At 64.6% G+C, this 25,809-nt stretch carries 20 protein-coding genes and 1 pseudogene; 12 read left to right on the forward strand and 9 right to left on the reverse strand.

All coding sequences use genetic code 11. The features are described 5' to 3' along the window. Positions 1–210 precede the first annotated feature (210 nt). A complete protein-coding gene (locus SAHL_RS04285) occupies positions 211–1,365 on the forward strand; it encodes an NAD(P)/FAD-dependent oxidoreductase (protein WP_123590164.1) in 1,155 nt (384 codons plus the stop codon). Between the two features lie 535 nt (positions 1,366–1,900). Here SAHL_RS04285 and SAHL_RS04290 read toward each other — a convergent pair. Next, positions 1,901–3,040, reverse strand: a complete 1,140-nt coding sequence (locus tag SAHL_RS04290; RefSeq protein WP_123590165.1) for an FAD-dependent oxidoreductase — start codon at positions 3,038–3,040, stop codon at positions 1,901–1,903. A 19-nt stretch (positions 3,041–3,059) separates the two neighbouring features. After that, positions 3,060–3,569, reverse strand: coding sequence for a SixA phosphatase family protein (locus SAHL_RS04295; protein WP_123590166.1), 510 nt, complete (start codon positions 3,567–3,569; stop codon positions 3,060–3,062). 504 nt (positions 3,570–4,073) lie between these two features. On the opposite strand from SAHL_RS04295, the gene SAHL_RS04300 reads away from it, so the two are divergent. From SAHL_RS04300 to SAHL_RS04310, 3 genes are all read left to right on the forward strand, one after another. Further along, positions 4,074–7,124, forward strand: a complete 3,051-nt coding sequence (locus SAHL_RS04300; RefSeq protein ID WP_416235843.1) for a ribonucleoside-diphosphate reductase subunit alpha — start codon at positions 4,074–4,076, stop codon at positions 7,122–7,124. A 197-nt stretch (positions 7,125–7,321) separates the two neighbouring features. Next, positions 7,322–8,521: a ribonucleotide-diphosphate reductase subunit beta gene (locus SAHL_RS04305; protein WP_123590168.1), complete on the forward strand. Its 1,200-nt coding sequence runs from the start codon at positions 7,322–7,324 to the stop codon at positions 8,519–8,521. Positions 8,522–8,560: 39 nt separating this feature from the next. Next, positions 8,561–10,195: a P-loop ATPase, Sll1717 family gene (locus SAHL_RS04310; protein WP_123590169.1), complete on the forward strand. Its 1,635-nt coding sequence runs from the start codon at positions 8,561–8,563 to the stop codon at positions 10,193–10,195. 105 nt (positions 10,196–10,300) lie between these two features. Here SAHL_RS04310 and SAHL_RS18575 read toward each other — a convergent pair. After that, positions 10,301–10,525 (reverse strand): annotated as a pseudogene (locus tag SAHL_RS18575) (transposase); the annotation flags it as partial. A gap of 248 nt (positions 10,526–10,773) precedes the next feature. Here SAHL_RS18575 and SAHL_RS04315 point away from each other — a divergent pair. The 4 genes from SAHL_RS04315 (at position 10,774) to SAHL_RS04330 (ending at position 14,559) form a co-directional block, all read left to right on the forward strand. Further along, the gene (locus SAHL_RS04315; RefSeq protein WP_245968383.1) at positions 10,774–11,073 is read left to right on the forward strand and encodes a hypothetical protein; all 300 of its coding nucleotides are present in this window, start codon (positions 10,774–10,776) and stop codon (positions 11,071–11,073) included. 203 nt (positions 11,074–11,276) lie between these two features. Then, on the forward strand, positions 11,277–12,185 hold the full coding sequence (locus tag SAHL_RS04320; RefSeq protein ID WP_123590170.1) for a nuclease-related domain-containing protein: 909 nt from the start codon (positions 11,277–11,279) through the stop codon (positions 12,183–12,185). A gap of 285 nt (positions 12,186–12,470) precedes the next feature. Next, a complete protein-coding gene (locus SAHL_RS04325; protein ID WP_123590171.1) occupies positions 12,471–13,622 on the forward strand; it encodes a CapA family protein in 1,152 nt (383 codons plus the stop codon). An 88-nt stretch (positions 13,623–13,710) separates the two neighbouring features. Beyond that, on the forward strand, positions 13,711–14,559 hold the full coding sequence (locus tag SAHL_RS04330; protein WP_123590172.1) for a transposase: 849 nt from the start codon (positions 13,711–13,713) through the stop codon (positions 14,557–14,559). Positions 14,560–14,629: 70 nt separating this feature from the next. Here SAHL_RS04330 and SAHL_RS04335 read toward each other — a convergent pair whose 3' ends face one another. The 4 genes from SAHL_RS04335 to SAHL_RS04350 all read right to left on the reverse strand — a co-directional run bounded on the left by SAHL_RS04335 (position 14,630) and on the right by SAHL_RS04350 (position 16,997). After that, positions 14,630–15,043 carry a putative toxin-antitoxin system toxin component, PIN family gene (locus SAHL_RS04335; protein ID WP_123590173.1) on the reverse strand — a complete coding sequence of 138 codons (414 nt, stop codon included), beginning with the start codon at positions 15,041–15,043 and terminating at the stop codon, positions 14,630–14,632. Beyond that, positions 15,040–15,279 (reverse strand): CopG family transcriptional regulator, encoded by a 240-nt coding sequence (locus tag SAHL_RS04340; RefSeq protein WP_123590174.1) that lies wholly within the window; start codon positions 15,277–15,279, stop codon positions 15,040–15,042. The genes SAHL_RS04335 and SAHL_RS04340 overlap by 4 nt, the downstream gene beginning before the upstream one ends. A gap of 341 nt (positions 15,280–15,620) precedes the next feature. Continuing rightward, positions 15,621–16,139: a YgjV family protein gene (locus SAHL_RS04345; RefSeq protein ID WP_123590200.1), complete on the reverse strand. Its 519-nt coding sequence runs from the start codon at positions 16,137–16,139 to the stop codon at positions 15,621–15,623. Between the two features lie 108 nt (positions 16,140–16,247). After that, positions 16,248–16,997, reverse strand: a complete 750-nt coding sequence (locus SAHL_RS04350; protein ID WP_123590175.1) for an HNH endonuclease — start codon at positions 16,995–16,997, stop codon at positions 16,248–16,250. A 303-nt stretch (positions 16,998–17,300) separates the two neighbouring features. Here SAHL_RS04350 and SAHL_RS04355 point away from each other — a divergent pair, with 303 nt between their 5' ends. After that, positions 17,301–18,854, forward strand: coding sequence for an MmgE/PrpD family protein (locus SAHL_RS04355; RefSeq protein ID WP_184947349.1), 1,554 nt, complete (start codon positions 17,301–17,303; stop codon positions 18,852–18,854). A gap of 147 nt (positions 18,855–19,001) precedes the next feature. Next, positions 19,002–20,423 carry an NAD-dependent succinate-semialdehyde dehydrogenase gene (locus SAHL_RS04360; RefSeq protein WP_123590177.1) on the forward strand — a complete coding sequence of 474 codons (1,422 nt, stop codon included), beginning with the start codon at positions 19,002–19,004 and terminating at the stop codon, positions 20,421–20,423. 266 nt (positions 20,424–20,689) lie between these two features. On the opposite strand, the gene SAHL_RS04365 is transcribed toward SAHL_RS04360, so the two are convergent. Then, entirely contained in the window at positions 20,690–21,961 is a 1,272-nt protein-coding gene (locus SAHL_RS04365; RefSeq protein ID WP_123590178.1) for an O-acetylhomoserine aminocarboxypropyltransferase/cysteine synthase family protein, read from the reverse strand. Between the two features lie 294 nt (positions 21,962–22,255). Here SAHL_RS04365 and SAHL_RS04370 point away from each other — a divergent pair, with 294 nt between their 5' ends. Continuing rightward, a complete protein-coding gene (locus SAHL_RS04370; RefSeq protein ID WP_123590201.1) occupies positions 22,256–23,146 on the forward strand; it encodes an alpha/beta fold hydrolase in 891 nt (296 codons plus the stop codon). A gap of 194 nt (positions 23,147–23,340) precedes the next feature. Next, positions 23,341–24,483, forward strand: coding sequence for a glutathione S-transferase family protein (locus SAHL_RS04375; RefSeq protein ID WP_123590179.1), 1,143 nt, complete (start codon positions 23,341–23,343; stop codon positions 24,481–24,483). A gap of 205 nt (positions 24,484–24,688) precedes the next feature. On the opposite strand, the gene SAHL_RS04380 is transcribed toward SAHL_RS04375, so the two are convergent. Next, positions 24,689–25,420, reverse strand: coding sequence for a PEP-CTERM sorting domain-containing protein (locus SAHL_RS04380; RefSeq protein ID WP_123590180.1), 732 nt, complete (start codon positions 25,418–25,420; stop codon positions 24,689–24,691). Positions 25,421–25,809 lie beyond the last annotated feature (389 nt).

Genomic DNA, 25,809 nt, shown 5'->3' on the forward strand with positions numbered 1-25,809 from the left:
GAGGCGGGGCCGGCGTGGCGACCGGCCGGTGTCGACGGGATCAATGGTCGGCCCGCGATCGCCGGCCGCCTCGCCCCGCCGCGCGCTGTCGTATGCTGACGGCAGACCGTTCGACGGCCCGGCGGCGCGACGGGCCGGCCCGCGACAGGGGCGCCCCTGGCGGCGCCGCCGAGCCCTCATTCAATCAGGCGATTTCACCAGGACAGCTGCATGGATCCGATCATCATTCTCGGTACGGGACTGGCCGGTTACGGCACCGCGCGTGAACTACGCAAGCACGACAGCGAGACGCCGCTCGTGCTCATCACCCGCGACGACGGCGCCAGCTACTACAAGCCGGATCTGTCCGAGGCCCACGCCAAGGACGCCGCGCCGGAGGATCTGGTCAAGCGCGACGCCGAGGCCATGGCCGCCGACCTGGACGCCGAGATCATGACCCACCGCCAGGTGGAGGCCATCGATCCGGCCGCGCACACGGTCAGCCTCAACGGCGAGAGGCGGACCTATCGCAAGCTGGTGCTGGCCAACGGCGCCGAGCCGATCGTGCTCAACCTCGGCGGCGACGCCGTGCAGTCCATCCACAAGGTCAACACGCTGGCCGACTATCGTGTCTTCCGCGGCAACCTCGTCGAAGGCGGCCACGTGGCGATCATCGGCGCCGGCCTGATCGGCTGCGAGTTCGCCAACGACCTGATCGGCGCCGGCTACGACGTCTCGGTGATCGACCCGGCCGGCTGGCCCTTGTCGCAGCTGCTGCCCAAGGACTGCGGTCGTGCGGTCAAGCAGGCGCTGGGGCGCGCCGGGGTGAGCTGGTATCTGGGCCGGGCCGCGGTCGGCGTGCACGATGCCAGCGGCCAGCGCCAGGTCGTGCTCGACGACGACGACAGCGTGCACGCCGACGTGGTGCTTTCGGCCGTCGGCCTGCGCGCCGACACCGAGCTCGCCGAGGCCGCCGGCCTGGCGGTCGACCGCGGCGTCCTGGTCGACCGCACGCTGGTCACCAGCGATCCGGACATCTACGCGCTCGGCGACTGCGCCGAGGTCGACGGCCACTGGCGGCCCTACGTCGGGCCCCTCATGCAGTGCGCCCGCACGCTGGGCAAGACCCTGGCCGCGGCCGAGGGCGACACCGCCGGCCAGGTTAAGTATCCGACCCTGCCGATCATCGTGAAGACCCATGTCTGCCCGGTGATCGTCTACCCGCCGGTCGACCGGCACGGCGAATGGGCCGTCGAGGGCAGCGGCACCGATCTCGAGGCGCGTTTCGTCGACGAGGAGGGCGCGCTGCAGGGCTTCGCCCTGACCGGCGAGGCGACGAACAAGCGCCGCGACTATCTCAAGGAAGCGCCGCCGTTGATGGACTGACGCCCGACGCGGCCGGTGTTGCCCCCTCGCTGCCGATCACGATCGCCGTCGGCGTGTCTGCTTTCGGCCGGAACGGAAGGTTGCGTTGGCGCGCCAGGGAGGGGCCGGCGTCGTGCTTGCAGACGCCCGGGGTACGGACGCGAGCCAGGATCCGCCAGCCTCGTCGAGGCGCGTCGCACGTCCGTAAGCGGAGTCGCCGGCTCGGGCGGTGTCGCCGATGCGCGCCGTGGCCCGCGGGTCACGCGCTGCGGCCGGGGCCGCGCCGCCGGCCGATCGATGCAGCGTTTGTTTCCAGTCGGTTTTTCCAGCTGGGCTCGGGGCGGTGACGATCGTCGGGTGAACGGCGCGCGGCGTCTGCGCCGACGCTCCATGCGAGCGGAAGGGGCGCTGCGATGGGCCCGGGCACAGGGCCGCTGCGACGACCGGGCGCGATGCCGGCGCCTTGCCCGGACGGCCGCCGCGTCTCGCGTTTTCGATAGGCGGGCCGCCGCGCCGCGGTGACACGCAAGTATTCAGGATTCAGGCACGGGCCGTGTCAGGCGCGCCGCGCCAGCGGCCCGTCTTCGGCGGCGGCGATCGCGGCGAGCCGTGGCCCGGCCAGCCGGGCGCCGCGAATATTGCCCGCCATCGGCCCGAGCTGAAGGCTGGCCGGCCGGCCGACGACGTGCAGCCCGGGCGCGGCCTCGAGCGTGTCGTCGAGATGCAGATGGCCGGTGGCGTCGCTCGACAGCCCCAGACGCGCGATCGTCGCCCCCGGGAGACTGTTGGCACGCGGCCGCGGCTCGAAGCCGGTGGCCAGGATCACGCGGTCGGCGTCGATGCGGCGGCCGTCGGCCAGACGCAGGCCGGCGTCGTCCTGCGCGGTGACTTCGCCGCGGCGCCAGGCGATCTCGCCGGCGGCGAGGGCCGCGGTGATGCGGGCCATGACGTCCGGGGGCAGGGTGCCCGGCAGCCGGGCCGCGGCGAGCGCGGCGCTGCGGTCGGCGATCGGCAGTCGTGCGAACGGGGCCAGGCACTTGGCGCCGGCATAGCAGGGGTCGCTGTCGAAATCCGCGGCCCGCGGCGCGCTGCGCGTCACCCAGCAGACGTCGCGGCCGGTCGCGGCCAGCGACAGGGCGAGCTGGGCGCCGGTGATGCCGCCGCCGACCACGGCCACGCGCGCCCCGGCCGGGCCGGTATCGGCCCGGAAGCCGGCATCGAAGACGTGCTCGGCCGCGCCGCCCCAGGCCGGTCGGTCGGGCGCATTCGGGCCCAGGGCCAGGACCACGCGTCGGGCGCGCAGCGGCGGCTCGTCGGCGGCGGCGATGCGCCAGTGGCCGGCCGCGGGTTCGATCGCCTGCGCACGTGTGGCGATATGGTCCAGGCCGGCGGTGGCCTGTTCGGCGTGGGCTTCGAACAGCGCGCGCGACGGGCGCCGGTAGTAGCCCAGATGATGGCTGTCGTCGAAGCCGTGGTCCGCGGCGAAGCGGCGCAGCGCGTCCGCGCGCCGGCCCAGATGGTGCGCCCCGGAGGACCGCAGAAAGCGCATGCCGCAGGCATCGGCCCGCCGGCGCCAGGCCGCGAGTGCGGGCCGATCGTCGAGCACCGCGATCGCGGCCGCGGGGGCCGCGCGGCGCAGGCAGGCGCCGACATGGCGCCCCTGCGGGCCGCCGCCGACAATCAGCCAGTCGAGCATCGACGAATCCGCTGCCGCCTCAACCGAGCGCCCGCAGCTGGCCGGCGGTGAGCAGCCAGCGCAGCGTGCCTGTGCCGCCCTCCGGCGAGCCCGGGAACTCCAGCAGGGCGGCGCCGGCCTTCTTGAAGGCCATGAGCCGGTCGCGGCGACGGGTCAGGCTCCAGGACACCCAGGTCGCCAGATCCGGCTCGTGGCCGACGAGCACCAGGCGGCGGTCGCCGAAATGGCTGTGCAGGAAGGTGTCGAGCGCGGCCATGTCCACGGGCGGGGCGAGGGCATCGGTCTCGTCCACGGGCGGATCGCCCAGCCCGCCGGCCAGCAGTTCCGCGGTTTCGCGGGCGCGCAGCAGCGGGCTGGTGATGAGCGCGTCGATCGGCGTACTGCCGAGGACCGCGTACAGCCCCGCCGCGGCCGCCCGCGTGCGCCGCTGGCCCTTGGCGGTGAGCGGTCGCTCGGCGTCGGACAGCCCCATGGCGTGTGCTTCGTCGCCGTCCAGCGCGATGCCGTGGCGAATGACGATGATTTCCATGCCGTGATTGTCGCCCGGATGGTCGCCGCGCCGCCAGCCTGGAATCGCGGGATGACACTATTGCGACCGCGCCGACGCTCAAAAATAACAATGACGCCCGCCGTCACGCCGGCGGTGCTGGGCAAGTATCTGAAAACGCGGGGCGAACGCGAGCCGGCCGGGGCGTGATCGCGGCCGGCGGCCGCTCGCTTCGCCCGCGTGTCCGCAGCCCACGCGAAACGAGATCGCACCGCCGGCGGCGAAACGTTCACCAACGGCGGGAGGCCTTGTCGGGCCTGCGCTGGCGCGCGTTCGCACCCAGGTTATCCACAGCCTTGTGCCCGCCTTGTCCACCGGCCCGGCACAACATATAGTGACTGAAGGGGCCAAAACCGCGACTTGACCACAGTATCTAGTGGGGTAGAGTTTCATGCAACGGTCGCCGTGCGCCAGACGCCGCGGCCCGGGCACAGCCAGTTTTCCAGCGGCGCGCGATCAGGCGCGCGCCGCCACCAGCGCGGAGTCATCATGGAGCAGACAGAGGTTTCCGAGCGCCCGACGGCGCACACGCAGCAGCCGGCGGCGTCGGACGGGGCGAGCATCGAGGCGACTGCGCCGGGCGGCCACAAGGTCATCCGGCGCAACGGCAAGGTCACGCCGTTCGACGCCTCCAAGATCGAGCTCGCCGTCACCAAGGCGTTCATCGACGTCGAGGGCCGGCAGGGCGCGGCCTCCAGCCGCATCCGCCAGACCGTCAAGGACATCACCGAGCAGGTCGTCTCGGGTGTGACCCGCAGCCTGCCCGGCGGCGGCGCGGTCCACATCGAGGACATCCAGGACTACGTCGAGCTGGCGCTGATGCGCTTCGGAGAGCACAAGGTCGCCCGCTCCTACGTGCTCTATCGCGAGGAGCGCGCCCGCGAGCGCGCGGCCAAGCAGGCCGAGACCGGCGCCGGCGAGGCCGTGTCCAACGAGATCAACGTCTCCTTCAACGACGGCACCGTCACGCCGCTGGACCGCGACCGGCTGACGCGCGTCATCGACGAGGCCTGTGCGGACGTGGCCGGCGTCTCCGACGAGAAGGTGCTGGCCGACACACTCAAGAACGCCTACGACGGCATCACCGAGGACGAGCTGTCGACCGCGCTCATCCTGTCCGCGCGCCAGCGCCTCGAGGCCGAGCCCAACTACGGCACGGTGGCCGCGCGCCTGCTCATGGACAAGCTGCGCCACGAGGCGCTGACCTTCCTCGCCGACGACGCGGTGGAGTACGCCACCCACGCCGAGATGCGCGAGCGCTATCCCGAGTACTTCAAGGACTTCATCGCCCGCGGCGTGAAGCACGAACTGCTCGACCCGCGCCTGGGCGAGTACGATCTGGACCGGCTCGGCCGCGCGCTGATCGCCGACCGCGATCTGGGCTTCACCTATCTCGGCCTGCAGACGCTCTACGACCGCTATTTCATCCACTACGAATCGCGCCGCTTCGAGCTGCCGCAGGCGTTTTTCATGCGCGTGGCCATGGGCCTGGCGATCAACGAGATCGAGCGCGAGGAAAAGGCGATCGAGTTCTACAAGCTGCTGTCGAGCTTCGACTTCATGTCCTCGACGCCGACGCTGTTCAACTCCGGCACGCTGCGCCCGCAGCTCTCGTCCTGCTATCTGACCAGCGTCGCCGACGACCTGCACGGCATCTACGAGGCGGTGCAGGACAACGCCCTGCTATCCAAGTTCGCCGGCGGCCTGGGCAACGACTGGACCAACGTCCGCGCCATGGGCGCCCACATCAAGGGCACCAACGGCAAGTCGCAGGGCGTGGTGCCGTTCCTCAAGGTCGTCAACGACACCGCCGTGGCGGTCAACCAGGGCGGCAAGCGCAAGGGCGCGGTGTGCGCGTATCTCGAGACCTGGCACAAGGACATCGAGGAGTTCCTCGACCTGCGCAAGAACACCGGTGACGACCGGCGCCGGACGCACGACATGAACACCGCGAACTGGATCCCGGATCTGTTCGTCAAGCGCGTGCTCAATGACGAGGAATGGACGCTGTTCTCGCCCAACGACGTGCCCGACCTGCACGATCTGACCGGCGCGGCCTTCGAGGCGGCCTATGCGGGCTACGAGGCCAAGGCCGCCCGCGGCGAGATCACCAACTTCAAGAAGATCTCCGCGGTCAATCTGTGGCGCAAGATGCTGAGCCTGCTGTTCGAAACGGGCCATCCGTGGTTCACCTTCAAGGACCCGTGTAACCTGCGCAGCCCCCAGCAGCACCGCGGCGTGGTGCACAGCTCCAACCTGTGCACGGAGATCACGCTCAACACCTCGCCGGGCAAGGAGATCGCGGTCTGCAACCTGGGCTCGGTTAACCTGCCGCAGCACATCGACAACGGCGTGCTGGACGTCGACAAGCTCGAGCGCACCATCAACACCGCGATGCGCATGCTCGACAACGTCATCGAGTACAACTACTACAGCGTCAAGACCGCGCGCGACTCCAACCTGCGGCATCGCCCGGTGGGCATGGGCCTGATGGGCTTCCAGGACGCGCTGTACAAGCTCAAGCTGCCCTACGAGTCGGAACAGGCCGTCGAGTTCGCCGATCGCTCCATGGAGCAGATCAGCTACTTCGCGATCAAGGCCTCGACCAACCTGGCCGAGGAGCGCGGCGCCTACAGCTCCTTCAAGGGCAGCCTCTGGGACCAGGGCATCCTGCCGATCGACTCCATCCGCCTGCTGCGCGAGAACCGGGGTGAAGCCCCGAGCGGAGAACCATATCTGGAGCAGGACGACAGCGCGACGCTGGACTGGGAGGCCCTGCGCAGCCGCATCGGACAGGTCGGCATGCGCAACTCCAACACCATGGCCATCGCCCCGACCGCGACGATCGCCAACATCACCGGCGTGTCGCAGTCCATCGAGCCGACGTACCAGAACCTGTACGTCAAATCGAACCTGTCGGGCGAGTTCACTGTGGCCAACCCGTACCTGGTCGAGGACCTCAAGGCCCTCGAGCTGTGGGACGAGGTCATGGCCAACGACCTGAAGTACTACGACGGTTCCGTACAGGCCATCGACCGCATCCCGGACGAGCTCAAGGTGCTCTACAAATGCGCCTTCGAGATCGACCCGCGCTGGCTGGTCGAGTCCGGCTCGCGCCGGCAGAAGTGGATCGACCAGGCCCAGAGCCTGAACCTCTACATGGCCGAACCATCGGGCCGCAAGCTCGACGAGCTCTACAAGCTGGCCTGGAAAAAGGGCCTGAAGACCACCTACTACCTGCGCACCATGGGCGCGACCCACGTGGAGAAATCCACGGTCACCGACCATCGCCTGAACGCCGTCAACCACGGCGGCCACGGCAGCGGCGGGGCGCCCGCCGCGGGCGGCGGCTCGGCCTCGGGTGCCGGCGGCGGCGAGTGGCCCACGGCCTCGGCGACCGGTCAGGGCGGGAGCAACGGCTCGGCCAGCAACGGCGTGCAGCACGCGCCGGCCGGGGCCACCGCCGCCCCGGCAGCCCAGCCGACCGCGCCCATGGCCTGCGCCATCGACGACCCGGACTGCGAGGCCTGCCAGTAGGCGGGCGCGGGCAGCGGACCGGCCGATCGCCATGACACGCGGACACCACATGACGACGGCCGGGCCGCGCCGCCCATCGACGAGGGGCATCGGCTGCGCCGACACGCGGCCGATGGCCCCGGCTCCGGACAGATCACGGCGCGCCCGGGCGCGCCTCACGCACAGCGAACCGCCAGTTACACGCAAGGGATAACGCCATGCTCGACTTCGAAGACACCCCGCGCCAGGGCACGCCGGCCCCGCGCCCCGGCACGTCCACCCACCCCAATCCGGCCGGGGAATCGCCCGACCCGTTCGCGCTCGACAAGACCGCCGAGGCGGCGCCGGAAGACGAGACCGGCGAGTCCGTCACCGGGCTGGAACAGGTCGAGCTCGGCGGCGACCGCGTCTCCGTCGACGAAAAGCAGATCATCAACTGCCGCGCCGACGTCAACCAGCTCGTGCCCTTCAAGTACACCTGGGCCTGGGAGAAGTACCTCAACGCCTGCGCCAACCACTGGATGCCGCAGGAAGTGAACATGGCCGCGGACATCGCCACCTGGCAGGACCCGAATGGCCTGACCGACGACGAGCGCATGATCCTCAAGCGCGGCTTCGGCTTCTTCTCGTCCTCCGAATCGCTGGTGGCCAACAACCTGGTGCTGGGCATCTACAAGCACCTCACCAACCCCGAATGCCGCCAGTACCTGCTGCGCCAGGCGTTCGAGGAAGCCGTGCACGGCCACTGCTTCCAGTACATCGTGGAGAGCCTCAACCTCGACGAGGGCGAGATCTTCAACATGTACCGCGAGCTGCCCAGCGTGCACAACAAGGCCGCCTGGGCCATGCAGTTCACCCAGAGCCTGAACGACCCGGACTTCACCACCGGCACACCCGAGAACGACCAGAAGTTCCTGCGCGACCTCATCGCCTTCTACGTCATCTTCGAAGGCATCTGGTTCTACGCCGGCTTCGTCCAGTTCCTGTCGTTCGGCCGTCGCAACAAGATGACCGGCACCGCCGAGCAGATCCAGTACATCATGCGCGACGAGTCCATGCACCTGAACTTCGGCATCGACGTCATCAACCAGATCAAGATCGAGAACCCGCACCTCTGGACCGAGAGCTTCCAGGAGGAAATGCGGGCCAAGATCGACGAGGCCATGCACCTCGAGATCGAATCCGCCCACGACACCATGCCCCGCGGCGTGCTCGGCCTGAACGCCTCCATGTTCGACGAGTACATGAAGTTCATCGCCAACCGTCGCTGCTCGCAGATCGGCCTCGCCGAGCTGTATCCCGGTGCGGAGAACCCGTTCCCGTGGATGAGCGAAATGATGGACCTCAATAAGGAGAAGAACTTCTTTGAGACTCGGGTTATTGAGTATCAAAGTGGTGGGGCTTTGAGCTGGGATTAACCCATCAAATTAGGAGCGGGCTTCTAGCCCGCTTTTTTTATGGCAAGAAAACAAGAGCAATTCGCAATTCGTAAAAACCTCAAAGCTGGGGAGTTAGATGCTGAAGCTGATGAACAGCTCATGCAGGCTTGCTTTTACGATAAGGGGGATATCGATCTTCTAGCCGACGTCGAAGATCCCAAGGCCGTTATAGCTGGACGAACCGGGAGCGGCAAAACCGCTCTGCTGCTCCGACTCCAGCGTCAAGCCGAACATGCATCGATGCTCGATCCACACGATGTTTCGGTAAGGTTTCTGGAGAATTCAAATATAATCCAGTTTTTGAACGAACTCGGAATCAAGCTTGATTTATTTTACCGCGTGCTTTGGCGACATGTTCTGACTGTTGAGCTTGTCAAATTAAGGTATGAACTAAAGAGTGAAAGCGATAGTCGTGGGTTCTGGAATTCTATAAAAGCCTGGGCGGGCAAAGATCAGGCAAAGAAAAAAGCTTTGGATTATTTTTCTGAGTGGGGTGATCGCTTCTGGATAAATACAGATGAGCATCTAAAAGAGTTGACTAAAAAGTTCTCAAAGGATGTTCAAGCCAATTTAAAGGCGAATGGCGAAGCGTTAGATCTCTCCGCAAACGGCGCGCGCCGTTTATCAGAAGAAACTAGGACTGAGCTGAAACAGAGAGCTTCAGAAGCTGTAAATAAAATTCAAATTCAGAAGCTTGATCAAGTTGTGCAGTTACTTGGCGACTATGCCTTCCGCGATCGGCAAAAACGTTACTACATTCTAATCGACAAACTGGATGAAGATTGGGCCGATACGCAGACGCGTCTTCAATTTATACGAGCGCTCATTGAAGAAATAAAATATTTCCGCAATATTGGTCAGATAAAGATCATAATTGCTTTGCGTGTTGATCTTTTGCAGATTATTTTCGATAAGACCAGGGGATCGGGCTTTCAGCAAGAAAAGTATGAGTCTTTGATTTGCTCGTTGCGTTGGGGCGAAGGCGAAATTAAGGCATTGATAGAAAAGCGTCTGAATAAAATTTTCGAAGATCAATACACTGGTCGTTCCCTAAGTTTTTCAGATATTTTCCCTAGCCCTAAGAAAGGTGGCGGGCAGAAGCCCGAAGATTATATTATCGAGCGCACCTTGTTCAGGCCGAGAGACGCTCTTCAATACGTCAATGAGTGTTTTGAGTTAGCCGCTGATAGAGGGGGGATTTCTTGGCGCGTTATCCGTGGCGCAGAAGCCGTATATTCCCGCAAGCGCATGAACTCTCTCAAAGAAGAGTGGGAAGAAATATATCCAAATCTTATCGATACGCTCGAAGTGTTGCGCGGTCTAAAGTCGAGTTTTACCCGTTCCGATTTGAATGAGGATCGTATTGAGTCGGTTGCAGAAGTGGTATGTGGATCAGGAAGCTCGGATCCCTGTGTTGCGTGCATGGATAGATTCTATTCGCCTGATTCTAAAATAAAACAATTTGACCTAGTCTACGAGTTAATCGCTTGTTTCTACAGAATAGGCGCGATCGGAATTAAGGTTAGCTCTTTAGATACGTTCTCTTGGTCCCATATAGACCAGCCATACATCGGAAAGTCTGAAGTTAAAAGATCGAACCAGCTAAAAATACATAAAATGCTTCATAGAGAGCTGGAAATAAAAGATTCCTGATTCTTGTCGCATGCGTCATTGCGTAATAGGGGACAGACTGAGCTGGTCCGGTTGTCACGGTTGGGTAAATTAAGCGTCGGATTCGGACGCTTCCTCAAGGTGGATTCACGTTCCAATCGCAACGCGGCCATTCTGCGTGAGCACTTCGTGGGGCGTTCGATAGCTGAGCCGTTTTCTAGGTCGATGATTGAGTAATTCGACGGCTTTGTCGAGTTCAGATTGATGAACCGGGTCGAGCGAGCGACGTTTCGGAAAGAATTGTCGTAAAAGACCATTTGCGTTCTCGTTACAACCGCGCTGCCAAGGCGAATGAGGCCGTGCGAAGAAGACCCGGAAACCGGAACCAGCAATGGGGTCAGATCTTGCACTGCCAGAGCAATGGGGTCAGATCTTGCACTGCCACATCACCAAAATCGAAGTAAGTTAAGTAGGGTGGTAGATCGTTCCGGTCGGTGACGTGGCTCGTGAACCGAGAAGCGATAGACGGAGTCGCCGGCTTTGCGTTCGTCCTGGTTGCCCACGTAATCCGCGAGCGTCAAGATGATGAGATTATTCGCGTCATCTCAGTGCTACACGCCATGAGCGAAAATAATACCAACAAGCCTGATTCCGCGGACCGAGAGCTAGGTCGGTTGGCCGCCATGTCGGGCGACGATATCGATACGTCGGATATTCCTGAGGTGAGGAATTGGAGCCGTGCCGAGCGCGGCAAATTCTATCGGCCCGGAACGTCGGACAATGTGCCGCTATATCTCGACCTGGAGGTTACGGTGTTTCTCAGGGCGCGCGCGGCGGCGCTAGGCATTCCGTTGCGTGACTTGGCTAACGAGATGCTTAGGAAGGATATTGAGTTGGTGCGGTCTGTTGAGCCTAAGTAAGCTGGTGCTTCGGCACCGTGCAAGGCCTGATTCCGGCTTTCAAGTTCAAGAAAACAGCGAGGCGAACCATGAGGGAGCAATGGGTTCAGGTCTTGCGTTGCCACATCGGTAGAATCGACCAGAGCAATGGGGTCAGGTCTTGTGTTTTGCATTCTCTTGCGTTGCGCGCTAGCGTTGAGAGGTGGCCGTAGCGCGAGTGACAAATGACTCAATATCTTTACCTCGTCGGATTTGCGCCGTTGCTTCCGATGTTGCCGCTGGTTGTGGCGTTATGGCTCCGAGAGCGCTGGAACTATCGGGAGATTAAACGGCTTCAGCGGCGTCATCCACTTACCCAAGGTCTTTTACGCCCGCCTGGTTATACGCTTGGGCAAGAGGTGGCGCGGCTTCAGATCGATGGCGCTTACCTTCTCTTCGAAGTGGTTATCTTTGGCGTCGGCATTTTAGTTATTGGTCTTGTGGCGCTCGCCACTCTCGGTTTGTCGTTCGGCGTTTCGTTGGTCGTTAGCCTGATTGCGCTAGGCGCTTATTCCCTATACCAGACAGTTCGTTGGCTTCGCCTGCTAGGCGAGTTGCGACGTAAGCGACTTGGCTGGGAGGGGGAGCTCGCGACCGGCGAAGAACTCAACCACCTTATGCGCCGCGGCTACGCCGTTTTCCACGATCTGGAAGGCGAGAAGTTTAATATTGACCATGTTGCTGTTGGTCCAGGTGGAGTCTATGCGATAGAAACGAAGGCGCGGATGAAGCAGCGTCGTGAGGGCGTTGAAGATATGTGGCGGGCGACGTACAACGGCGAGCAAATTGATTTTGCGGGATATTCAACGGATGCGCCTATTGAGCAGGCGCGGCGAAACGCCGCTTGGTTGTCTAAATGGCTTGCGTCTGCGGTCGGCGAGCGAGTTACCACAAAGGCAGTCGTAGCGTTACCCGGCTGGTACGTTACGCGCACCGGCAAGTCTGACGTCAATGTGGTCAGTGCTCGCGAGGTCGAGGGCATGGTTCCCAAAACTCCAAGCGCACCTCTAACCGAAAAGTTGATTCAGCAAATCGCGCATCAATTGGATGCGCGGTGTAGGGACGTTGCCAAAAATCGGACCCCGCTTCGCTAGGTGTGAAGACGCGCTCGGGGTCAGGTCTTGCATTGTGCATTTATCAAAATGGCGTATAGTCAAGTCTTGTCGCTAGCGCCGCAGCCAACGGTCTGCAGATCAAGAGAGCTGGTTTGTTCATACGCGTCGTCGAGCGCAAAAGAGCGAGGCCAAATGAGGCCGCACATCCATCTCTGCCGGAAGACATTCGCGTAGCGATTTGGCAATACACACGGTTATCGCGACGTGTGAGCTTGGCTGCAACGCGTTGCGCCATATCCCTAGTGCGGAGAGGACTCGGTACCGATGCCCGATATCTTTGTTTGTGGTGACGTCGTCCATACCGAATACAGGGGCGGTGCGTTGTGCGGTGCGTCGTTGGTGCGCGAGATCCAGGCGGCCGATCTATCCGTCTGCAATTTCGAGGCGCCTATCCAGGGTCATGGTCGGCCGATCATCAAGGCGGGACCGCATCTGAGCCAGCCCAGGGAAGTGATCTCGCAGCTTCGCGAGGAAGGTTTCGATCTGCTGCTGCTCGCCAATAATCACATCATGGATTACGGCGAGGCGGCGCTTGGCGCGACCCTGGAAGCGGTCGGTGAGCAGGGTTTGGGCGCTATCGGTGCGGGCGAGGACGCCGACGCCGCGTATCGTCCCGTCGTGCAGGAGATCGACGGCGTCCGGATCGGTATGGTGAACGCGTGCGAGGCGCAGTTCGGTGTGCTCGACCTGAATGCGCCCAAAGGCGCAGCCGGCTATGGGTGGATCAATCATCCCCGGCTTGATCGCACGGTGCTGGAGTTGAAGCGCGATTGCGATTTCGTGTTGGTTTTCAGCCATGCCGGGCTGGAGAAATGGCCCATTCCGCAGAAGGAATGGCGGGAACGGTATCGCCATCTCTGCGCGCTGGGTGCGGACGCGGTCCTGGGTTGTCACCCACACGTGCCCCAGGGGTGGGAATGGTGGGGCGACTCGCTGATCGTTTACAGCCTGGGCAATTTCCAGTTCAACAGGAAACGACCGGCGACGGGCCAGAGTCACCACAGCTATGCCGTGAAGCTGCGCTTGCAGCGCGATCGACCGATGACGTTCGAGCCCGTGTTTCACCACACCGAAAACGGCGTCGTGGAGCTCTCGTCAGCTTCGGAGCGTATCGATCTCGATGCGTTGAACCGCAAGCTCGAGCCCGGGGAATACGAAGCGCGTCACGAAGCGATGAGTTTGAAAACCTATCACGGCCGTATGGCTCAGCGTCTGGCGCGCTGCTCGTCGAAGTTTCCTACCGACGGCACTGTGACAGGTACCTTGCGGGAGCTTGCCGCGACAGCACTGGGCCGCCGCAGGGGCAGAGTCGATCGTAATATTCTGATGTTGCACACACTCCGTAATGAAGCGTTCTACTATGCGGTGCGACATGCGCTGGAGATCATTCGCCGTGACGGCAATCAGCGGCTGTAGCGCCGTGGCGCGCTTGCATGCATTGCCGCGTAGCGCCGACTGGGCCATTAGGCGGCGCCCGGAATCGGGCAGAGGCCTTTAACCCGATATGGCTAGACCCTTACGCCTCGAATTCGCCGGTGCGCTCTACCACGTCACCGCCCGCGGCGATCGACGCGAGCCGATCTACGAGGACGACGAGGACCGCCAGGCGTTTCTCGATGTGCTCGCCGACGTGGCCGGCCGCTTCAACTGGTTGGTGCACGCCTATTGCGAGATGACCAACCACTACCACCTGCTCATCGAGACGCCGGACGGCAATCTGTCGAAGGGCATGCGGCAGTTGAACGGTGTGTATACCCAGTACAGCAACCGCCGGCACGGCCGGGTCGGGCATCTGCTCCAGGGGCGCTACAAGGCGATCCTCGTGCAGAAGGAGGCGTATTTGCTGGAGGTGGCGCGCTATATCGTGCTCAACCCGGTACGCGCGGACATGACGCGTAGCGCCGGCGACTGGCCCTGGAGCAGCTACCGCGCGACGGCGGGGCGCGCGGGCGTGCCGCGTTTTCTGACGACCGAGTGGATTCTGTCGGCCTTCGGCGAGCGGCTGAAGGAATCGCAGCTCGCGTATCGACGCTTCGTGAGCGAAGGCCGCGGCCAGCCGGCGCCGTGGGCCGCGTTGGTCAATCAGGTGCTGCTGGGCGACGACGCGTTCGTGGATCGCATGCGGTCGAAGCTCGAGCAGTCCAATCGTTCGCTTGCCGAAGTGCCGCGCGCACAACGCGCCGGTCGCGCCCGGTCGCTGGCCGAGTACGCCGCCCGGAGCAATACGCGCAACGAAGCCATCGCGGCGGCCTATGCGTCCGGCGGTTACAGCATGGCCGAGATCGGCACGCATTTCGGTGTGCACTACTCGACCGTCAGCCGAGTCGTGCGGGCCGCCGAACGCGTTTCGTAGACGCCCGTCGCAACGCCCAATTCCCGTGCAACGGCGTCAAAAGCGTACAAAGTCGAAAGTGTTCTGAAGATTAGTGAGGGTCGGGATCGTAATCTTGAACTCGAACGACTCGGGCTTCGAACGGCGGTGTATCGAGTAGGCGCAGATCGCCTGTGACAAGCGTGGCAGCGGGCTCTGCGTACAACATATCCCAGAGGTGATTGTCGCCCTTATCGGGCGCACTGGAGCCGCTGGCCGCCGGTTCGCGCCACATCGCATGGTGGACGATGCGGGCCAGTAGCTCGTCGATCTGAGCTTCGCCGAGACCGTGGAGTTTGCGTATCTTCGGCCGCAACAGCGCGGCGCGATATTCGTCGAGTAGCGCGGCAGACAATAAAGGTCGCACCTGACCACTCACTACGGCATCCAGCAATCGGGCAGTCGGCGCTGCCGGGTTGTGGGTGATAAGGCCCGCCACGATGACGTTCGTGTCGACGATGATCATTTCCTACGGCGGGCGTCGTCGGTTTCTTCTATAGCCAGTGCCAGTGCCCGGTCTTCGTCCAAACCGGCGCGTTGACGCGCCTGGGCGAGTAAGTCCTCTGCTCGCGCACGGGTTTTAATGCCGTACGCGTCGAGGCTTTCATCGATCAACTGAGTGATGGTCTTGCCGCTGCTCGCGGCAGCTTCCTTTAGTGCGGTCCGACGCTCGTCCGAGAGTGTGATGGTGAGTCGGGGCATGATTCGCAGCGTTGGTGATTTAACACACATACATCATAGCACCACCTAGGCATCGGCAATTTGAAGTACCTGGCGGCCATCGCCGTCTTTCTCCCATCTCGAAGATCCGGGCAGAGAAGCGCCGCGCACGATATGCCGGTTGCGTAAGCCATTGGCCACCTTCGGCGTGCGTTACTCGACCGTCAGCCGAGTTGTTCGCACATGAAAACCGGCAGCGATCGATCGTGGGGCTGGGCAGAGGCGATCACGATGACTGTCTGGAATCATGATCAAGGGCGATTAGCGCTTGGCCATGCTCTTGCGGGCTAAAGCTGGATGATCCGGGTGTTGGGCCGGTCGTCTTAGATCGCCCGCGATGCGTGATACAGGCGCGCGATCGTGACGAGATTGGTCACGAGAATGAGTAATTCGGCTAGGGTGCCACCGAGCGAGCCCACCAGTAGATTGCTCACCACCCAGCAGAAAGCGGCGACGGCGAGCAGCCAGCGCATGGGAATGCCGGCGAGCATGAACATGCCATAGGTGCCGATCAGCCCGGCGGCGAGCGCCCAGGCATCGCGCGGCGCGCTCCAGGTCAGCGCCGCTGCGACGAGCGTGGCCGCACACATGGCGAGCATCACTGCGGCGTGGCCCTTGTAGCGGCGAACCAGGTGAATACGCAGCACGATCAGCGCGGCAATCGCCGCAGCCGTCCAGCTGCGAAACATGACAAACTGCAGCGCGAACGCCACATTGGCGAACAGCAGGAGGAAGAAGAGCCGGTCGTCGCGCTTGCTGGCGAACCCGGCCACGCACAAGGCCAGCGCGATCAGGCCGAAGAGCTGTCCGGCCAGCCCGCGCGCCGAAATGTCGTCGAGCACTACCTTGTCCAAACGCCGGGAAACGGATGGCTACGCTGCGGCAAGGTCGTTCGTCGATCAAGCGTTTTCGAAGACGATGATAGGCGGGAATGCTGTTGCGACGCCGCGCTATTGGCGGAATATCTCGGCGCGATGGTGGGCGAGAAACGCCGGGTCCGGTTGGAAGCGGTCGGGCAACGAGATTTCGCGGCCTTCGTAGTCGGCAACCGTTTGACGCCAGAAGTCGCCGGCCGTGTCGTCGACGGCGGACGATACGGCGATGGTCCAGTCCGCGCGGACCGTGATCAGGCCGATATCGAAGGCCCGATCATGCAGCGCGGAGAGACACAGGCCGTTGGCGGGGTTCAGCCGCTGGCTCGGGTCTTCGCGCCACGGCACGATGTGGCTGGCCACCAGGAGGCAGGGGGCCGCCAGGCCGGTAACGCAGCAGCGAGCGTGATACGCATTCAACACCGCGTCTCGAAACAGACGCTGGCCGATGCGCTGGGCGCGCGTCACCTGATGCTCGTGCCCGGTGTAGTCGGCGTCTTCGCTGTCGTTCGCGTCGTAACCCAGTGCCTCGGTTGCTCGTTTCGACGCCAGCGCGAATGCGGGCCAATCGGATTGCATCTCTTGCCATATGGAACGATCCGCTGCGGACGCGCCTTGCAATCCGGATCGTCCGGACTCGGTGATGACCGGATCGAGACTGGCGAGATTGCACAGCTTCATGGCGACGGCGGACGGCGTGCGGCCGATCGTCTCGGCGAACCGGATCACATCCGGGTTGCGGTGATCAAATCGGCCGAAGGGCAGGCGACAGTAGAGCCGGCCCGCGGCAAGCAGTTCGGTTCGGGTCCAGGCGCGGCGCGTGGGCATCGGGCGGAAAGCGTTGGCATGGCGACGTAAGCCCAGGGTGCCACGGTCTGGTCGCGTTCAGCGGGGCAGCGGTCGCCGTCTCGCAGGCGCCGTGGTTGGGTGTGCGTTACCAACCGCGGTGCCGCTTATCTGTCGAGCGGCGGTTGGGTCGCCCCACGTAAGCGATACGCGCCGGTTCTCACGTTGTTCGGTGTCAGAGGTGCGAGGGCTTGAATCGGCCAGTGCGCCAAATCGTTTAAAATCCCGGCCTCAACAAATAACCGCCCCTGGCGGGTCGCCCGTTCGAGAAGAGGAATGTGTTGTATGTCCGCTACGATCCACACCGTTGCCGCCGAGAAAGCCAGCGGCGAGCTTGCCCGCGATCAGCAACTGGCCTGGAAGCTGGCCGAGCTGGCGACCCGCGCGAAGGAGGCGCCGCAGGATGACGACGCGGTGGCGATGGCCAAGAACCGGATCATCGACAACGCCGCGATTGCCCTGGGTGCCGCGAACGAATCGGCGGTGAAAGTGGCGCGCTCCGATGCGATGGGCTCGAAGGGCACGGGCAAGGCGACCATCTGGGGGCTCGAGGACACGTTCGCGCCCGTTCAGGCCGCGTTCGCCAACGCGGTGGCCGTGCGTTTTCTGGACAACGACGACTGCTATCTGGCCGCCGAGTATTCGCACCCGGACGACAACATCTCGCCGATCATCGCCGTCGGCCAGCATCTAGGCGTGAGCGGCGCGGACATCCTGCGCGGTATTGTCGTCGCGTACGAGGTGCACGTGGCACTCGTGGGCACGGGCGACGGCACCGGCATCTGCCTGCACAAGCACAAGGTCGACCACATGACCCATATCGCCGCGGGCACGGCGGCGGGCATTTCCTCCATGCTGGGGCTGAGCACCGAGCAGACGTATCACGCGATCAACTTCGCGGTGCACAACGCGATCTCCTCGCGCCAGTCGCGCAAGGGCGATATCGGCGCGCAGAAGGAATTCGTGCCGGGCTTTTCGGCGGAGATTTCCATCAAGGCCGTCAATCACGCCCTGCACGGGCTCAAGGGGCCGAACCCGGTGTATGAAGGCGTGGACTCCATCATCCGCCGTTTCCTCAACGGCCGCGACGACGAAAACGCCGTCTACAAGGTGGAGCTGGCCGAGCCGGGCGTTGACGCGCTGCGCAACATCATGAAGACCTATCCGAAGCAGTACGCCTTCGAGTATCAGGGCCAGGCGATCATCGACCTGGCGCTGCAGCTGCGCGCGCAGCTGCCGAAGAAGGGTGACAGCGTCGATCTCGACCAGATCGACAAGATCGTGCTGGAAACCAGCCATCACACGCACCACGTGATCGGCACCGACGCCCAGGACCCGCAGAAGATCGACCCGGATTCGCCGCGCGGCACGCTGGATCACAGCATCATGTTCGCCATCGCCCGCTGCATCCAGACCGGCGAGTTCCACAAGGATCGCGCCTACCAGATGACGCCGGCCGAGAAGGACGAACTGCGCGCGCTGATGGCCCGGATCGAAACCCAGTTCGATCAGCGCTGGGAAGACCTCTACCACGACCAGGATCCGAACGTGCAGGCCTACGGCGGCCGCATGATCGTGACCCTGGCCGACGGCGCAGAGGTGGCCGACGAGAAGACCCGCGCCAACGCCCACCCCGGCGGTGACACGCCCTGGCAGCGCCCGGACTATGAGGCCAAGCTGGCCGACTACACCAAGGAACTGGTCTCGGACGCCGAACGCGCCCGCTTCATCCAGGCGGTGGATGGCATGGACACGATCGCCGGCGACGAGCTCGCCACGATCAATCTGATCGCGGATGCCGGCAATCTGGAGGCGCCGGACACACGGGGCATCTACTAGCCGCGCGATGGGCCCGGCGCCCGGCTGCGTCGGTGCCGTTCGTATGTCCGAGTGCCGGGGCCGCTTTCGAGCGGCCCTGCACGTATCCGATCAAGCCGTGAGGGGCGCGCTCGCCCGGGGCGGCGACCCGATGTTCTGGAGTAGACGATGTTCATCAATGGCGAATGGGTGACCGGCCGGCCGACGTTCGCGGTCACCAATCCGGCGACCGGCGAGACGATCGATACGGTGCCCGACTGCAACGCCGCCGATATCGATACCGCGATCGGCGCGGCGCACACGGCGTTCGCCGAGTGGCGTGCGACCACTGCCTATCACCGCGCCCGGCTGCTCTATCGCGCCTGGGAGCTGATGAGCCAGCGCAAGCGCGAGCTGGCCGAGTTGATGACCCGTGAACAGGGCAAGCCGCTCAGGGCCTCGCTCGCCGAGGTGGGCTACGGGGCGGATTTTCTGCTCTGGTTCGCAGAGGAAGCCAAGCGGGTCTATGGCCAGATGGTGCCGTCGGCGCGTGAGAATCAGCGCTTCATGGTGCGTCGTGACCCGGTCGGCGTGGTGGGCGCGATCACGCCCTGGAACTATCCGATCTCCATGATCACGCGCAAGCTGGGGCCGGCGCTGGCGGCCGGCTGCACGGTGGTGCTCAAGCCGGCAGAGAGCACGCCGCTGTGCGCCCGTGCCATGTGCGAAATTTTCGAGGCGGCCGGCTTTCCCAAGGGCGTGGTCAACCTGCTGACCGTCTCCGACCCGACCGCCACCGGCCGGGCGTTCTGTAGCGATGCGCGCGTGCGCAAGCTCACGTTCACCGGCTCCACTGCGGTCGGGCGCAAGCTCAACGCCGAGGCCGCACTTCACCTCAAGCGCGTCTCTATGGAGCTGGGCGGCCATGCGCCGGCCCTGGTGTTTCCCGACGCCGACCCGGTCTACGCGGCCAAGGGGCTGTCGCTGGTCAAGTTTCTCAACATGGGCCAGGCCTGTATCAGCCCCAACCGGATCTATGTGCACGAAGACCATATTGATACGTTTCTGGGCGAGCTCACCCGACGCGTGGCCCGTCTGCAGGTCGGCAACGGCATTGACGAGGGCATCGGGATCGGCCCGCTGATCAACGAAGCAGCCATCGACAAGATCGATGCCCAGGTCCAGGACGCCGTCGCCCAGGGCGCGCAGCTGCACCACGGCGGCGAGCGCCTGCGCGAAGGCGCGCTGGCGGCCGGGCATTTCTATGCGCCCACGATTCTGTCGGGCGTCACCCCCGAGATGAAGATCTATCGCGAGGAAACCTTCGGCCCGGTCGCGCCGGTGATCAGCTATCGCGACGAGGACGATCTGATCGCGCTGGCCAACGATACCGAGTACGGCCTGGCGGCCTATGTCTACAGCGACAATCTCTCGACCACAATGCGTGCCTTTGAGGGCCTGGATTTCGGCATCATCGGGATCAACGATATCAACCCGACGAGCGCGGCCGCGCCCTTCGGCGGCATGAAGGACAGCGGCATGGGCCGCGAGGGCGCCCAGGAAGGAATCGCCGAATATCTGGAGACCAAGACCGCCGGCATGATCGTCTGACGCAAGCGAGGCCGGCCGGCTCGCGGTCAAGCCGCAGCATGTCAGGCGATACTGCGCGATCCCTGCGTTCGAATTCGTCGGGGCGCGCTATCACGATCACGTGACGGCGCCCGGCGGCTCGGGTCGACGAGTATAAGGGGCGTCGATGATCCCCGTTTCAGCGCCTTGCTTTCGGGAGCGGCGCATCACGGTCTGCTCGTGGATTCAAAGGAGCCCGCCAAGGTTGGCGGGCTCCGTGATCGGTTGGTCGCGTTCCGTTCAACGCGTCAGCCTGCCACCGCGAGTGCCTGCTCCAGATCGGCGATCAGATCGTCGACGTGCTCGATGCCGACGGACAGCCGCACCATATCCGCCGTGACGCCGGCGCTTTCCAGTTCGGCTTCGTTGAGCTGGCTGTGGGTGGTGGCCGCCGGCATCGCCGCACAGCTTTTTGCATCGCCGATGTTGACCAGCCGGATGAACAGCTCGAGCGCGTTGTAGAAGCGCACCCCGGCGTCCAGCCCGCCCTCGATGCCGAAGGACAGGATCCCCGAGGCCCGCCCGTTCATGTAGCGCCGTGCCAGGTGGTTGTCGCGGTGGCGGGCCAGCCCGGCGTAGTTGACCCAGGTGACGCGCGGGTGGGCTTCCAGATACTCGGCGATGCGCTGGGTGTTGTCGCAGACGCGCTCCATGCGTAGGGCCAGCGTTTCCAGCCCCTGCAGGAACATCCAGGCGTTGAAGGGGCTCATCGCGCCGCCCATGTTGCGCAGCGGCACCACCCGCGCACGGGTGATGAAAGCGGCTTCGCCGGCGTCATTTGCATAGTTGATGCCGTGGTAGGACGGGTCCGGCTCGGTGAGCAGCGGGAAGCGCTCGGCGTTTTTCAGCCAGGGAAAGCGGCCGGAATCGACGAGAATCCCGCCGATGGTCGTGCCGTGGCCGCCGATGTACTTGGTGGCCGAATGCACGACGATATCCGCGCCGTGCTCGATCGGGCGCAGCAGCGTGGGCGAGGGCACGGTGTTGTCCACGATCAGGGGCACGCCGTGGGCGTGGGCGATCTCGGCCAAACGGGCGACGTCTGCGATATTGCCGGAGGGGTTGCCGATCGACTCGCAGTAGAGGGCCTTGGTGCGCTGGTCGATGAGCGCGGCCATGGCGTCCAGATCGTCCTTGTCGGCAAAGCGCACACTCATGCCCTGGCGTGGCAGCGTGTGCGCGAACAGGTTGTAGGTGCCGCCGTAGAGCTCGCTGATCGAGACGATGTTGTCGCCGGCCTCGGCGATCGTCTGGATCGCCGCGGTGATCGCGGCCATGCCCGACGCCATGGCCAGCGCCCCGACGCCGCCTTCGAGCGCGTTGACGCGCTGTTCGAGCACGCCGCAGGTCGGGTTCATGATCCGGCTGTAGATGTTGCCGGGGACTTTCAGGTCGAACAGGTCGGCGGCGTGCTGGGCGTCGTCGAATGCATACGACGTGGTCTGATGCAGCGGCACGGCCACGGCGTGTTGTTCGTCCGGCGTGTAGCCGCCGTGCAAGGCGATGGTTTCGGGTTTCATGCGTCGGTCCTGGCCTTTGTGAATCGCGGTGCTCGGCGTGTTGTGTGTTCTTTTGAACGGTGCCGCCGATCCGATCGAGTCTAAACAACCGCGCGTGAGCGCGGGGCTGGAGCGTCCATTTTTAGGAACGCTCGATTCGGCACCGAGGATCTGTGCGCCGCCGGGCCCGCGGGCATCAGACTCTCGGCGCGAGGGCATCGCGGCCTGGCCGGCGCCGGTTTCGGTATTGGTGGGAACGGCCGAGCCCGGGTAACGTGAATCGACGACCGACCTGCGCCACGGATTGCGATGCCGCTGCAACATGTCGAAGCCGGGGACCTGGTGGTCGCCTACGAAGCCTTCGGTCCGCCCGGGGCGCCCGCCGCCGTGCTGCTGCATGGCTTTCCCTACGATGTCGCGGCGGTGCGCGCGGCGGCCGAGCGGCTGGCCGCGCGCGGTCTGCACGTGGTGGCGCCGTATCTGCGCGGTTTCGGGCCGACGCGTTTCATCGACGCGGCCACGCGGCGTTCCGGACAGCAGGCCGCGCTGGGGCACGATCTGCGCGCGTTCATCGATGCGTTGGCTCTGGTGCGGCCGGTGGTCGCCGGTTTCGACTGGGGCGGTCGGGCGGCCTGCATCGTGGCCGCACTCTGGCCGGAGCGCGTCGCGGGGCTGGTGAGCTGCGGCGGCTATAACATCCAGGACATTCCCTCGGCGCAGACGCCGCTCTCGCCGGCGATGGAAGCCCGCCTGTGGTACCAGTTCTATTTCCACGGCGAGCGCGGGCGCGCCGGACTCACCGCGAACCGGCGCGAGCTGGCCTGGTTGCTCTGGCGGCAGTGGTCGCCGACGTGGCCGGTCTCGCGCGAGACGTTCGCGGCCTCGGCGCCTGCCTTCGACAACCCGGATTTCGTGGATGTGGTGATCCACTCCTATCGCCACCGCTACGCTCGCGTGGCCGGTGACCCGCGCTTCGAGGCGACCGAGGCGCGGCTGGTCGCGCAACCGGCGATCGCGGTGCCGAGCATCGTGCTCGAGGGCGCCGACAGCGGCCTGTTCGCGGCCGCCGGCACGTCGGCTCTGCGGCGTCGGTTTCCGCGCCTGGTTGCGCATCGCGTGCTCGCCGAGGTGGGGCACAATCCGCCCCAGGAAGCGCCGGAGACGTTCGCCGACGCGGTCGTCGAGGTCGCCGGCCGGCGGGGCTAGCCTGACTGTCCACCGGGCGATGCCAGGCGCGATCGGATCGCGCCGATCGGCGCCGTGCGCGACCGTCGGGGCGTGAGGCGCGCCCGGCCTGCTGCCCTGGCCGAGCGGGCCGGTGCGTTCGGCCGCAGCCGGGAAGACGGGAACCGGTGCCGGCGTGGCAGAGTGGCGCGCTGGCGCAATCGCAAGGAAGACCGATGCCCGAGGAATCAAGCCCGCCCGTGCTCTACGGGGTGCCCCATTCGCTCTACACCGGCAAGGCCCGCAGCTATCTGCGCAACCAGGGCATTGCGTATATCGAGCGTCCGCCGTCGCACCCGGAGTTCGCCACCCATATCGCGCCCCGTCTGGGGCGCAGCATCATCCCCGTGCTGCAGACGCCCGACGGCGCGATCGTGCAGGACACGATCGACATCATCGATCATTTCGAGCACCGCGGCGTGCCTTATCCGGCGTATCCGGCCACGCCGCTGCAGCGCGTGCTCGCCGTCATCATCGAATACTTCGGCTGTCAGGCCATGCGCAAGCATGCGATGCATTATCGCTGGTCCTATCTGGAGCGCCAGCGGCCCTTCATGTGGCATGCGTTCGCCAGCGGCGCGGGGCCGGCGGTCGCCGAGAAGGTGATGGGCCGCATGAACGCTTATCTGCCGATGCTCGGCGTGAACGACGAGACCGTGCCGCACATCGAGCGCTCCTTCGAGACCCTGCTCGATACGCTCGACGCGCATTTCGCGGTCATGCCATATCTGCTGGGCGGCCGGCCGTCGATCGCGGATTACGGCCTCATCGCGCCGCTGTTCGCGCATCTGGGCCGGGACCCGGTGCCGGCCGCGATCATGAAGACGCGGGCGCCGCGGGTTCATCGCTGGGTCGAACGCATGAACGCGCCGGGGCTGGACGTGGTGGAATATCCGGACAGCACGCCGGCTTTCGTGGCCGACGATGCGATCCCGGCGTCACTCGAGCCGTTTCTGGCCTACATGGCCGAGGACATGTTTCCCGAGCTTGCCGACAAGCTCGCCTTCTTCGACGAGTGGGTCGCAGCGCAGGAGCCTGCCGACGGCACGCCGGTGGCCGACAAACCCCATCGCCGCCAGCTCGGCGCCGTGCACACGGCCTACCGCGGCGTGCCGATCGAGGTGGGGGCGGAGCCGTATCTGCTCTATGTGCTGCAGCGGGCGGTGGATACACTCGATGCGCTCAGCGACGCCGAGGCGCAGCGGGTGCGTGGCGAGCTTCGCCGGCGGGGGCTCGAGCGCGCGGTGCCCACGGGTCGTGACTATCGTGTCGGTCGCTCGGACAACATCGAGGTCTGGCGCCGCGACAGGGCGTCGTAAAGCGGGCCGACGGGCTCGGCGCGGGCGGGACCGGGACCGAGACAGCGGCGTACCCTGGCCTGGCCGCTAAGGGCCTGGGAAAACTCGTCGATCCGACGGTGATCTCGGCCTGTGGTGCGACCAAAAAAAGGCGGCCCCGAATATTGGGGCCGCCTCTCGACGGTCGAGCCGGACCGCGAGGGCCCGGCGGGTGATGCCGTCGTGCTTAGACGTCCGAGCCGTTCTGACGGCGACGGAAGCCCATGGCGCCGACCACCAGCGCGAGGCCGGCCGCGAAGATGCCGAGCTCGGAGGGTTCCGGGACGCTCTGCGTGGGCCGGGCCGTGACGTCGGCGTTCTGCAGGTTATCGCTGCTGAAGCCGCCTTCGCCGTCGAAGCTGGCGCTGCCCAGCGCGATCACGGTGTTCGTGAAGTCGAAGCTGGTGTCTTCGGAGATGCCGAAGTAGCTGGCCAGATCATCGTTGAAGTCGTCGGTGCCGGACAGCTGGGCGGACAGGCTGTCCTCGCCGTCGCCGGTCACCAGCTGCGCGGCTTCGTCCGGACGGCCGTCGAACGTACCGCTGAACAGCGTGCCGTCGGCGACCGTCTCGCCCTGGCCGTCCTGCGCTTCGCCACTCAGCGTCAGGTTGCCGCCGCCGCCGAAGCTCCAGACGTTCGGGCCTTCCTCGACGTTGCCACCGGTCTCGAAGTCGATCGAGCAGGAGACGCAGGCCAGCTGACTGTCGTTGCCCGCCGGCGCGTCGCCGCCGTTGAGGCTGATCTGGTCGAAGGAAATGCCGGAACCGGTGAGCGCGCCGCCGTTGCCGTCATAGCTCACGCTGCCTTCCGGCGCCTGCGCGTTGGCCTGATCGAAATTGACCACGGCGGCGGAGGCGGAAAAGCTCACGCCGAAGGCGATGGCGGCAGCCGAAGTCACGGCGATATGTTTGAACTGCATCAATACTCCTGGAATGTTGTTGACCGAGCCGGCCGCACCGTTGCGATACCGACCTGCCCGACGAGGGAGCAACTACCGTTCCAAGCGGAGAGCGTTTCGAGTATTTTTATATAAATATTTGTTTTTAAATATAACAATTTGAAGTAACGTTTTCGTCAAGGAATGCCCGAACCGTGACATGTAAGCTTTCTCGACGCGGCTGGCCGGCTCGACGGACGCCGTCGCCCCGGAGGCGTTAAACCACCCGACACGAGGCTGACGATGGCCCGCGTGACTTGCAGAGCCCGGGTGCCAAGGCCCGTACTGCGCCGTGTGTTTCCTGCTCCTCATCGAGGTCCGATCGCGTCGATCGCTCCGGGCCGGCGGCGTGAGGATGTCGCGCCGCGGTG

The sequence above is a fragment of the Salinisphaera orenii subsp. halophila YIM 95161 genome, assembly GCF_003732545.1.
GTDB classification, from domain to species: domain Bacteria; phylum Pseudomonadota; class Gammaproteobacteria; order Nevskiales; family Salinisphaeraceae; genus Salinisphaera; species Salinisphaera orenii_A.